The sequence below is a fragment of the Paenirhodobacter ferrireducens genome, from assembly GCF_004022265.1.
Lineage (GTDB): Bacteria > Pseudomonadota > Alphaproteobacteria > Rhodobacterales > Rhodobacteraceae > Rhodobacter > Rhodobacter ferrireducens.
This window is the reverse complement of record NZ_SAVB01000038.1, coordinates 1-11446: the sequence shown is the minus strand read 5'-3', so window position 1 is coordinate 11446 and position 11446 is coordinate 1. Positions and strand designations below refer to the sequence as shown.

General features: G+C 61.4%; 5 protein-coding genes and 2 pseudogenes. 4 read left to right on the top strand and 3 right to left on the bottom strand.

Annotation, left to right across the window (positions count from 1 at the left end; genetic code table 11):
• Positions 1-138 precede the first annotated feature (138 nt).
• Positions 139-632 (top strand): annotated as a pseudogene (locus tag EOW65_RS19495) (integrase core domain-containing protein); the annotation flags it as partial.
• 316 nt (positions 633-948) lie between these two features.
• Positions 949-1442 (top strand): annotated as a pseudogene (locus tag EOW65_RS19490) (integrase core domain-containing protein); the annotation flags it as partial.
• 101 nt (positions 1443-1543) lie between these two features.
• On the opposite strand, the gene EOW65_RS19485 reads toward EOW65_RS19490, so the two are convergent.
• On the bottom strand, positions 1544-2722 hold the full coding sequence (locus EOW65_RS19485) for a hypothetical protein (RefSeq protein ID WP_128152296.1): 1179 nt from the start codon (positions 2720-2722) through the stop codon (positions 1544-1546).
• A 174-nt stretch (positions 2723-2896) separates the two neighbouring features.
• A protein-coding gene (locus EOW65_RS19480; RefSeq protein ID WP_128152294.1) for an IS5 family transposase occupies positions 2897-3654 on the bottom strand; the annotation gives its coding sequence in 2 pieces (ribosomal slippage) (positions 2897-3330 and positions 3330-3654; 759 coding nt in all).
• Positions 3655-3947: 293 nt separating this feature from the next.
• Here EOW65_RS19480 and EOW65_RS19475 point away from each other — a divergent pair.
• The gene (locus tag EOW65_RS19475) at positions 3948-9533 is read left to right on the top strand and encodes a DUF3320 domain-containing protein (protein WP_164880170.1); all 5586 of its coding nucleotides are present in this window, start codon (positions 3948-3950) and stop codon (positions 9531-9533) included.
• 119 nt (positions 9534-9652) lie between these two features.
• Here the strand turns inward: EOW65_RS19475 and EOW65_RS19470 are convergent.
• Positions 9653-10842, bottom strand: a protein-coding gene (locus EOW65_RS19470) for an IS3 family transposase (RefSeq protein WP_128152290.1) whose coding sequence is annotated in 2 segments (ribosomal slippage) — positions 9653-10590 and positions 10590-10842 — 1191 coding nt in all. Because the reading frame shifts where the segments join, the coding sequence is not laid out codon by codon here.
• A gap of 146 nt (positions 10843-10988) precedes the next feature.
• On the opposite strand from EOW65_RS19470, the gene EOW65_RS19465 reads away from it, so the two are divergent.
• On the top strand, positions 10989-11446 hold a 458-nt coding region (locus EOW65_RS19465), incomplete at its 3' end, for a hypothetical protein (RefSeq protein ID WP_128152288.1).

Here is an 11446-nt window from a genome sequence, read left to right as displayed (position 1 = left end):
ACCTGAAACACATTCTTCGCCAGATCGAGCCCGACCGTGATAATCTCCGACATGACCGCTCTCCTTTGTGGATCCTCGCAAACCCACCTTGGCACACAGATGCCGTCGGGGGGCGGTTACAGCATCAAGGCCTCTCGAAACCACGTCTGGAGCTATGACTTCGTGCATTGCCGTACGGAGGATGGAAAGGTCTTCCAGACGCTCAACATCCTGGATGAACCCAGCCGGGAGTGCCTGGCGATCAGGGTGAAGCGTAAGCTGAACTCAGGTGACGTGATCGACGCCCTGAGTGACATGTTCATCATGCGGGGCGTGCCGGCTTACATCCGGTCAGACAACGGCCCGGAGTTCGTGGCGCAGGCAGTTCAGGACTGGATTGCCACCGTCGGCGCGAAGACCGCTTACATCGAGCCTGGGTCACCTTGGGAGAACGGATACTGCGAGAGCTTCAATGCCAGGTTCCGCGATGAACTGCTCAACGGCGAGGTCTTCTACAGCCTTCGGGAAGCGCAGATCCTGAACGAACAATGGAGGAAGCACTACAATACGAAGCGTCCACACAGTGCATTGAACTACCGCCCTCCAGCCCCTGAACCATCGTCCCGATGGACCCGAGGCCGGGCATGCACTAACACTCAAACCGGACCACTTAGGTGGGGCTGATCAAACCCGGTCTCCGGCATCAGCTGGATGAATGTCGGGGGTCACAGCAGACCCTAGATGCCTTCGTGCTTCATTTATCTTTTCCGGTGGCCCCTTGTGCGGGTTCGGCGCCCGGCCCCTTCGGCTCGGTCTCGACCGAGGTCGGCGCACTCTCTCCTGCAAGCTCCTCTATCGAGCCCGACCGTGATAATCTCCGACATGACCGCTCTCCTTTGTGGATCCTCGCAAACCCACCTTGGCACACAGATGCCGTCGGGGGGCGGTTACAGCATCAAGGCCTCTCGAAACCACGTCTGGAGCTATGACTTCGTGCATTGCCGTACGGAGGATGGAAAGGTCTTCCAGACGCTCAACATCCTGGATGAACCCAGCCGGGAGTGCCTGGCGATCAGGGTGAAGCGTAAGCTGAACTCAGGTGACGTGATCGACGCCCTGAGTGACATGTTCATCATGCGGGGCGTGCCGGCTTACATCCGGTCAGACAACGGCCCGGAGTTCGTGGCGCAGGCAGTTCAGGACTGGATTGCCACCGTCGGCGCGAAGACCGCTTACATCGAGCCTGGGTCACCTTGGGAGAACGGATACTGCGAGAGCTTCAATGCCAGGTTCCGCGATGAACTGCTCAACGGCGAGGTCTTCTACAGCCTTCGGGAAGCGCAGATCCTGAACGAACAATGGAGGAAGCACTACAATACGAAGCGTCCACACAGTGCATTGAACTACCGCCCTCCAGCCCCTGAACCATCGTCCCGATGGACCCGAGGCCGGGCATGCACTAACACTCAAACCGGACCACTTAGGTGGGGCTGATCAAACCCGGTCTCCGGCATCAGCTGGATGAATGTCGGGGGTCACAGCAGACCCTAGATGCCTTCGTGCTTCATTTATCTTTTCCGGTGGCCCCTTGTGCGGGTTCGGCGCCCGGCCCCTTCGGCTCGGTCTCGACCGAGGTCGGCGCACTCTCTCCTGCAAGCTCCTCTGAGGAATTGGTGGGTGACGACGCCTCGTGATCTTCCGATTGCCGACGTTCCTTGATCGCGCTGGGCGGTTCCGGCAACGGCGCCTTGTAATAGAGCTGCATCGCTTGGGAAACATCGGCGTCAAGCGCATGGGGGAGGTCGTTGCGGGCCTGTTCGACAAGGGAGTCGATGATCCGCTTTGCTTCCAGCGGTGTCATCATGTAGCCACGAAAAGCGTTGTGGAATTCGGCCTGGGCGTTCGCGGCGAACTTGTTTCTGCTGTCCAGAGACCAACGCACCGAGCCGCCGTTGTAGATCAGCGCGAATAGGCAGCGTCTGACTTGCGCTTCATCTCCGTATTGGAAGAATCTGAATCGATAGGCCAGTCGGATAAGCCGGCCCTGCTCGGGCGAGACCGCCGTCGCACTCTGCTTGTAGTCAATGGAGAAGATGAGATTGTTGTAGAGCGCGGAAATCTGCCCGTTATGCGCGCCGATCTTCGCATTGTTCGCCATCATCGCGGCAGTGCCGCCGTAATTCTTGTTGAGCACGCTCACCACCGTGGCAGCGGTAGTCCCGGTGCCACGCACGCTATGCTGCCGCACGAGACTCTTGATTATCTGCGTGCGATCCTTCTCGGGAACTAACCAGAGAAGATCGCCCGAAGTGGCTGTAAAGACATGGTTCGACGCCGCCCTCTCCTTGTCGATTGTATAGAAATTCATCCGTTTGCAGGCGGCCCCAAGAAGGGCGACGACGTCCGGGTGGTTCGAGAAAGAAGCCTTCTGTTCAGGATCTAGATTGGCGCTCTTCCAGGCCTCGAGGTTTCTCAGCGTCGAGGGGGGAAGAACCGCCCGGCAATTCTCCAAAGTTTCAACATTCTTATTGAATTTCGTAATCTTCTCGGCGCGCTCCCGTTCTTCTTTGCGCCGCTTGCGATCATCCTGAAAATCCGCAAGCCGCTGGGCCGCGATCTCGCCCTGAATCTTGAGTTTCCCGCCCAGATCCTTGGCTTTGATCGACAGGTCTGCCGCGGCCTTCTGCGAGAAAATGCGGCCTTTCTTCAGCAAGTCGTCGATCTTTGCCAAAATCGTCTCCATTGACTGAAATTATTTATATTCGTGAAGAGACTTGCATATGCTGTAACCTAAAGCAAGCGCCTGTGCCTTGCCGCTATCCCTTATACGCCCCGTCTCCTTGCCCCGTGGGAATGCCAGAATGGCATGGACGGGGTGCTTTCCATCCTGAACTTAGGCTCAGGTCTCGTTCTGGCGTCATAGCCAGAACGAGACCGTTGCGGCGAGCATGATCGCGGAGAAGAAGGTTTCCGGGCAGCGGTCGTATCGCGTGGCGACGCGCCGCCAGTCCTTCAATCGCCCGAACATGATCTCGATGCGGTTGCTCCGTTTGTAGCGCCGCTTGTCGTATTTCACGGCCTTCTTGCGAGACTTCCGGCCGGGAATGCAGACCTTTATCCCCTTGTCTTTCAACGCTTCTCTGAACCAATCGGCGTCATAGCCTCGATCGGCGAGCAGCCAGCCTGCTTTCGGCAGGTCGCCCAGCAGCGCCGCGGCACCGGTGTAATCGCTGACCTGCCCGGCCGACATGAAAAACCCGATCGGCCGCCCCTTCGCATCCGCGACCGCGTGCAACTTGGTGTTCATGCCCCCTTTGGTGCGCCCGATCTGGCGTCCGCGCCCCCCTTTTTGACGCACAGGCTCGATGCCGTGCGGTGCGCCTTGAGATACGTCGCGTCGATCATGATCGTCTTGTGCTCGGCACTCTCAGCGGCCAGGCCCACCATGATCCGGGCGAAGACGCCATTGTCGCTCCAGCGCTTCCAGCGGTTATAAAGGGTCTTTGCCGGGCCGTAGTCTTTCGGCGCATCGCTCCAGCGCAAGCCATTGCGATTGATGAAAATTATACCGCTGAGGACGCGCCGATCATCAACGCAGGGCTTGCCATGGCTCTTGGGAAAGAACGGCTTGAGGCGCTCCATCTGGGCGTCCATTAGCCAGTAAAGATTGCTCATCTATCAGGTCTCCTTGCAGAGCCTGAATCACGCCAATAGCCTGAAATCAATGGGTCCTGAGCCTAGCGTGCCCGCGGAACTGATCAGTTCCTTCAGGGACAGCCTCAGCGCTTCATGAAGATGTTGCCGCAACATATGCAGGTTGCATGCAGTGCTATCAAATCTCGCAAAACGGTAAAAACCGCTAGAAATTCGTGCTTCCGTTAGCGAAGGTTGCCTGATCGAATTGTAGTGTACCATGATCGTAAATGGGGAGGGATTCAAGCCTTCCTGCGTGTCGCTTTAGGTTTTTGATGGAGGCAGAGTTGGACGATTTGGGCCTGGACATCGAGGATACGCCCTATATGGGCGGCGGCACGCTGGCGGAGAAGCTCGACCGAGCCCGGATGGAGCTTCTGGACCTGTCGGCGCGCAACCGGCTCCTCAACATGCCGAAATCGGCGAAGGCCGCGAAGAGCATCGAGGTCGTCGATGAGCGCAGCAGCGAGATTTTCCGTCTCCTTGTCGGCGAAACCAAGGCGTTCACCTTCCTTCCCGGCCTTCCCTCCAGAAAGTCCGCCCAGCCATCTGATGGCGAGGACGAGGAGCGCAGCGCCGAGGAGGATTCGGACGTTATCCAGGATCTGGCCCTTCCCGAGGATGACGAACTCGATGAGCGCGGCATCGCGGGTCGCCATGCGGATACGCGCCTTCAGACCCGGTTTACCCCGGAAGGGCTGCAGAAGCGGCTGTTGGATCTTTACTACGATGCGCGGACTCTGGAGGACGAGCAGGGCGTAAACGTCCTTTACTTGGCCCTAGGCGCACTTCGCTGGGTCGATCCCAATGACAAGAAGAATATCCGTCACGCGCCGCTGTTGCTGATCCCGGTCTCGCTGGAGCGTGGCACGGCCGGGGAACGGTTCCGCCTGCGGGCGCGGCCAGAGGATTTCGCGACAAACCTGTCGCTCGAGAATTTCCTAGATCGGATTCATGGGATTCGGCTGCCTGAGGTTGAAATTTCCGAAGCCTTCGACTTGCAGGCATATTTCGACGCGGTGGGCGCTTCGCTGGAGGGCAAGGAGGGCTGGGGTGTCGAACCGGACATGGTGGTCCTGGGGTGCTTCTCCTTCGCCAAGTTCATGATGTATCACGACCTCGATCCCGCCACCTGGCCGACCGAGGCATCGATCACATCGAAACCTTTGCTGAAAGGGTTGCTGGCCGACGGCTTCGAATCCGGTGAGCCTCTTCATCCGGACGATCAGCCGATTGACCAGATCATTCCGCCGGCTGAACTCCATCATATTCTCGACAGCGACAGCTCGCAGACCTTGGCGATCCACGAGGTGCGGATGGGCCGTAACCTAGTCATCCAGGGGCCGCCCGGCACCGGTAAGAGCCAGACCATTGCCAACCTGATCGCGGCGGCGGTGGCGGATGGGAGGACCGTGCTGTTCGTGGCCGAAAAGATGGCCGCGCTGGAGGTGGTGAAGCGCCGCCTGGATGCGACCGGGGTTGGTGCTGCCTGCCTGGAACTGCACAGCCGCAAGGCCAACAAGAAGGCAGTTCTGGAGGAGATCAAGCGAACTTGGGAAAACGGCGCCCCGCGCACGGCGGACATCGGCTCGCTGAACACCCGTCTGGGAGAATTGCGCGATGAACTGAACGGCCATGCGACCCGTATGCACAAGCGTGACCGGGTCTCCGGCCTGACGCCATATCAGGTTATCGGCCAGTTGGTGCGGCTCCGCTCCTCTGGTGAGCAGCCGAATGATATCAGGCTCGATCGGCCAGAGGACTGGACTCGTGACGGCTTCGAGGAGCGGCATGGGATTCTGCGCGAATTGGTCGAGCGCGTCCTGGAGATCGGCAACCCGTCTCAGCACATATGGTATGGCGTGGAACTCGTCAGCGTCACGCCCATGGAGGTCGAACGGCTGACCACACGCCTTGCCGCAGCCGCAGCAACCAATGGAGATATCGAAGCTTTCTCTGCCCGGCTGGCGACGATGCTTCATGCCGAAGCACCGCGCACCGGCAAGGAGCTAGAAGCGCTGATCGGCCTTGCCCGCCGCATCGCGGCGGCACCCTTGACGCGCGAAGCGCTCGCTTCCGGCAAGTGGTCGGATATTTCCGCGCTGGAGGAGATCCTGCGGAACGGTGAACTGGTAAGCGAAATTCGTCAGGTGCTTCGGAGCCGGATCAAGGGCGATACCTGGCATTGTGAAAATCTCGATGCGAGAGAACCGCTCAGGGCACTTCCTGCGACGACCGTGGAGTCGGATTTCGGGATCATTGCCGAATTGGCCAGCAGGTTGCCGCCCGCGCTCGAAGCCGCACGTGACCTTGCCAAGCGGCTGGGCGAGGCGTCACCCGATACGATCGACGAGATTGTGACGCTTGTCCGGGTAGCTGAACGTGTTGCCATGGCCCCGATAGCACCGCCTGCCGCGCTGGCGGATCCGATATGGGAACAGCACCCCGGATTGCCAGCGGATCTCGTCTCGGCGTTGCGTGAATATCAGGATGCGAAAGCGGAACTTGACGGCAAGGTCGTGGAGGCGGCCTGGAACACGGATCTGACCGCGGCGCGCAATGTGCTTGCCGCGCACGGAACCGGTTTCTTCAAGAGTTTCAGCGGCGAATGGCGGCGCGCAAACCGGCTTGCGCGATCCTGCCTCGCCAATCCGGCCCAACCGCTCGAGGCGACGCTGACCCAGTTGGACCGGCTCAAGCAAGGAAAGGCCGCGCGGGCTGAGATCGCGAAAGACGAGGCGGCAGGCCGTTCGGCTTTCGGCGGACTTTGGCGCAGAGAGCGTTCCGACCCCTTGCAACTTGCCGCGGTCGTGGAATGGCAAGCCGGCTTGGGTGAGGCCGGAAAATCGGTTCGACGTATCGTCACGCGCGAGCCGGAGCGGGAGGAGGTATCCAGGCTCGTCGACCATCTGGCGGGCCTTGCGGCGATCCGGGAGGCAGCGGATCACCTGATCCGCTTGCTGGGGAGTCCGGTAAATGTGACGGCGGATGTCCTTGCGCATCGTGCTGCGGAACTGACTGTTGCGGATCGGGCAACCTCCGGTCTTTTCGAACAGTTGCCTCCCAGTCTGGGAGAACGCTTGGCGCTCCTCGATCGTCTGGACGAGGGCCGACGCTCCGAACGGTTGCTCGGTGAAGGTGAACCCAGCGCCAGCGCGGCTTTTGCGCCGCTCTGGGCCGGCGCCGATTCCGACTGGCGTCAGCTGCGAGTCGCTACGAAGTGGGTCGCCGATAATTCCGATCTTGTCGAATTGGGCGGACAGGTAGAGGAACGCGAGGCGACCGCAGAGCTGGCCGACGAAATAGAGACGCGATCCACCGGTTTGGGTGCGGATCTCGACAAGCTCGCGGCCGATCTCCATCTTGACCTGGCGGGATCTTTCGGCGCCGATCTGGACGATGTCCCGATGACAGCGCTCACCGCGCGACTTCGGGACTGGAGCGGCGCAGGCGAGAGCCTTTTTCAATGGACCGCCTATCGCGATCGCGCCGGACGGGGGCGGCAACTCGGCTGCGTCGACGTGGTGGATCGTCTGGAAGACGGGCGGCTCGAACCGGGCCGGATCATTCCCTCTTTCGAGATGGCCTATTACGAGGCGCTGCATAACGGACTGATTGCTGCAGACCCTGACCTTGCGCACTTCGATGGTGCGCTCCATTCCAGAAAGGTGGCGGAATTCGCCGAGTTCGACCTGCAGCGCATCCGGGTGTCCGCCGATGAAACAGTTCGCGCCCATTACCGGCGCGTGCCGCCGCGGGATGGCGGTGCGATCGGCCCGCTCGGGGTGCTTCGCAACGAATTGCAGAAGCGGCGAGGCCATATGCCGATCCGCAAACTGGTCGAAAGGGCAGGACCGGCACTTCAGGCGCTCAAGCCGGTATTCATGATGAGCCCGCTTTCGGTTGCGCAGTTCCTCGCGCCCGGCGCAGTCGAGTTCGATCTGCTGGTCATGGACGAAGCAAGCCAGATCCAGCCGGTCGATGCGCTCGGCGCGGTGGCCCGTGCCAGGCAGGTCGTGGTCGTGGGCGATCCTCGCCAGCTGCCGCCGACGGCATTCTTTGCCCGAATGACCGGAGGCGACGACGAGGACGAGGATGATGGCGGCCGGGTCACGGATATCGAAAGCATCCTTGGCCTTTTCACCGCGCGCGGCCTGCCGATGCAGATGTTGCGCTGGCATTATCGCAGCCGGCACCAGTCGCTGATCGCGGTCAGCAACCGGCAGTTTTACGAGAGCAAGCTTTTCGTGGTTCCCAGCCCCTACACGGCAGAGGCGGGGATGGGGCTTCGCTTCCACCATATTCCTGATGGGCTTTTCGACGCGGGCGGCAAGCGCTGCAACCAGGTCGAGGCGAAGGTGGTGGCGCGGGCGATCATCGAACATGCGCTGTCGCATCCGGATCTTTCGCTCGGTGTGGCGGCCTTCTCGGTGGCGCAGCGCCGGGCGATCCTGGATGAACTGGAACTGTTGCGGCGCGCTCATCCGGAAACGGAAGGCTTTTTCCATTCCCATCCCTCGGAGCCGTTCTTCGTCAAGAACCTGGAAAACGTCCAGGGCGACGAACGGGACGTGATCTTCATCTCGGTCGGCTACGGCCCGACCGTGCCGGGCGGACGGGTGCCGATGCGCTTCGGGCCGCTCGGGTCAGAAGGCGGAGAACGCCGCCTCAACGTGCTGATCAGCCGTGCAAAGCAGCAGTGCGAGGTCTTCTCGTCGATGACGGACGAGGATATCGATCCGGATTTCGCCCAATCCCGCAAAGGCGTGTTCGCCTTCCGGATGTTCCTGCATTTTGCCCGCACCGGCAGTCTTGCTATGGGCGAGGCGACTGGCCGGGACCGCGACCGCGTGTTCGAGGAGCAAGTCGCCAAGGCGCTGCACGAGCGTGGCTACCATGTCCACCGGCAGGTCGGCTTGGCAGGCTTCTTCATCGACCTCGCAGTTTCCGATCCGGATCGGCCGGGGCGCTATCTTCTGGGGATCGAATGCGATGGCGCCGCGTATCACGATGCGCTTTCTGCACGGGATCGCGACCGGCTCCGGCAGTCGGTTCTGGAAAGCCACGGCTGGCACATCCACCGTATCTGGAGCACGGACTGGTTCCAGCGGCCGCAGCAGGAACTGGCTCGTGTGATCAGCGCGATCGATGCCGCCAAAGCGGACGACGCGGCCCGGGAGGTGAGGCGTCAGAAGCCCACGGTCCGGATCACCGCCCAGGACGTTGGTGACTATACGCTGATGGGGGTCGAGATGGGCGAGGAGGCCGAGACCATCACACCGGAGGTATCGGCGCCGAATCTCTATGAGGAAACCGTGCTGGAACGGGCACCGCACCACCTTGGCGAACTCCATGAACTGCCCAGGGAGGTGCTGGTCTCCTATGTCGAGCGCGTGGCCGAGGTCGAAGGACCAATTCATGTCGACGAGGTGGTAACCCGGATTCGGGAATCCTGGGGCCTGAAAAGAGCCGGAACCCGTATACGGGATGTCATCGGTGCTGCCGTCGATGTCGCTGCCCGCAAAGGCTCCATTCTCCGCAATGGCGACTTCGTTTTCATCGACGGGCGCCAGGCAGTATTGAGGGATCGCTCAGCCGTTACCTCGCTGGGGCTGCGCAAGCCGGAGGCCATCCCGCTCGACGAAATTGCGGCTGGGGCAGTGGCCCTCGCGGCGGCCAACTATGGCGCTCCTGCGGATCAGTTGGTCACCGAGATCGCGCGCGGCCTTGGTTTCAAGGCAACAAGCGACGGGATCAAGCGGAGGATCGCTGACGGGATAGAACTGGCGCAGCGAGACGGGCGGCTGGAAGAGCAGAATGGACTGCTTCAGGCGGCATCGGTGCCAGTGGAGACGGGTTGAGGCGAGGTGATCAACACGGCCCGGAGCCCGGATGCCGAGCATCTATTCCAGGTGCCTTCAGAAGTGTCCATGAGGGAGCGGGCAGGTCATGCTGTGACCCCTGACCTGCCACTGAACTTTCATCCAGCCGCGACCGGAGCCCGGTTGGTATTTACGCCGATCGACGCGGGTTGAGCAATCGCCCGACGCGCGGAGCTTTCATCTCGCGCATCGGGGCGGGCGATTGCGGTGGTCAGGGCCCGCGCGTAGTCAGCCGGGGTTTGGTAATCCAATGCCGAATGGGGACGCTCGGTGTTGTAGTCTGCGGCCCAAGCCGCGATCACGACGCGCGCATGTGCCAGGTTGCGGAACATTGTCTCGTTGAGCAGCTCGTCGCGCATTCGCCCGTTGAAGCTTTCGACGAAACCGTTTTGCATGGGTTTGCCCGGCGCGATGTAGTGCCACTCGATCCGGTGCTCGGAACACCACCGCAGGATGGCGTTACTGGTCAGCTCCGTCCCATTATCGCTGACAATCATGCCGGGTTTACCGCGACGCTCGATCAGGGCCGTCAGTTCACGCGCCACACGGCGCCCCGAGATCGAGGTGTCCGGGATCGCCGCGAGGCATTCCCGGGTGACGTCGTCGACCACGTTGAGCACCCGAAAGCGCTGGCCGCCCGCGAACTGGTCATGGACGAAATCCAGCGACCAGCGCGCATTGGGCCGCGCCTCGACCAGGATCGGGGCTCGCGTCCCAATAGCCTTGCGCCGGGCCTTTCGCTTGCGCACCGTCAGCCCTTCCTCGCGGTAGAGCCGATAGATCCGGTTTAGGCCGGAAGGCTCACCCTCGCGCCGTAGCAGCACGAAGAGGCGCCGATAGCCGAACCGCCGACGCTCGTTGGCCAACTCCCGCAGCCGTCCGCGCAGCACCGTGTCCGGCGCGCGCTGCGCTTGGTAGCGGACCATCTTGCGATCCGCCCCGGCAATCCGACACGCCCCCCGTTCCGATAGCCCGAGAAGGGCCTTCAGATGCGCGACCGCCTCGCGCTTCACGGCAGGCGTCACCACTTTTTTGAAACCAGTTCCTTCATCGCGGCCAGATCGAGCATCTGCTCGGCCAGAAGCTTCTTCAGCTTCGCGTTCTCATCCTCAAGCGTCTTCAGCCGCTTGACCTCAGACACCGTCATGCCGCCGAACTTGGCCTTCCAGTTGTAGAAGGTGCCTTCCGACATACCGTGCTTGCGGCACAGGTCAGCGCACTTCGCGCCTGCCTCGTGCTCGCCAAGGATGCCGATAATCTGTTCGTCCGTGAATCTCGTTCGCTTCATTGTCCGTCCTCAGGTTGGGCCGGACTCTAATCGACGGTGGAGGAAAAATCCCGTGGCAGGTCACCCCTACACAAAGCAACCGGCCCCCGCTGATGCTGGAACATCCACGAGGGCCTAACCATACCGATCTCGGCTAGGAGACCTACATGGCTACTTTCTTCGCTAGCACGCCGTTTGGCGTGACGGAAGCATCGCGCGACGCGTTTTCTCACACACCCATCTCGCGTCGGTTCACACATCTGAACATCGCGCTCTCGAAGTACATCGAGTTCGAACGCGACCTGGAAACGGCTGACTGCTTCGACCTCGCATTCCAGGCTTGGACAGCCGACGCCGAGATGGCGCGGGAGGACGTGTTGCGCGTGACGGACGCGATCACCGCGTCCCCGCTCGAGCGTCTCGAGGACCGGCCTCTGAAGCGTTCGGCTCTGCTCACGCGGTCGCTGATCGTGAGCGATAACGAGGCCGAGTTCACCGCGCTCCATCGCTTGCTCGACAGCTTCGCTTCGCTCTTCGCCTGCTGCGCTTCCGGCGCCGTGGGGGCGCGCGTGCAGCAGATGCTGGAGACCTGCCACTCCCACCTCGACGCCATTGCCGATCTTGG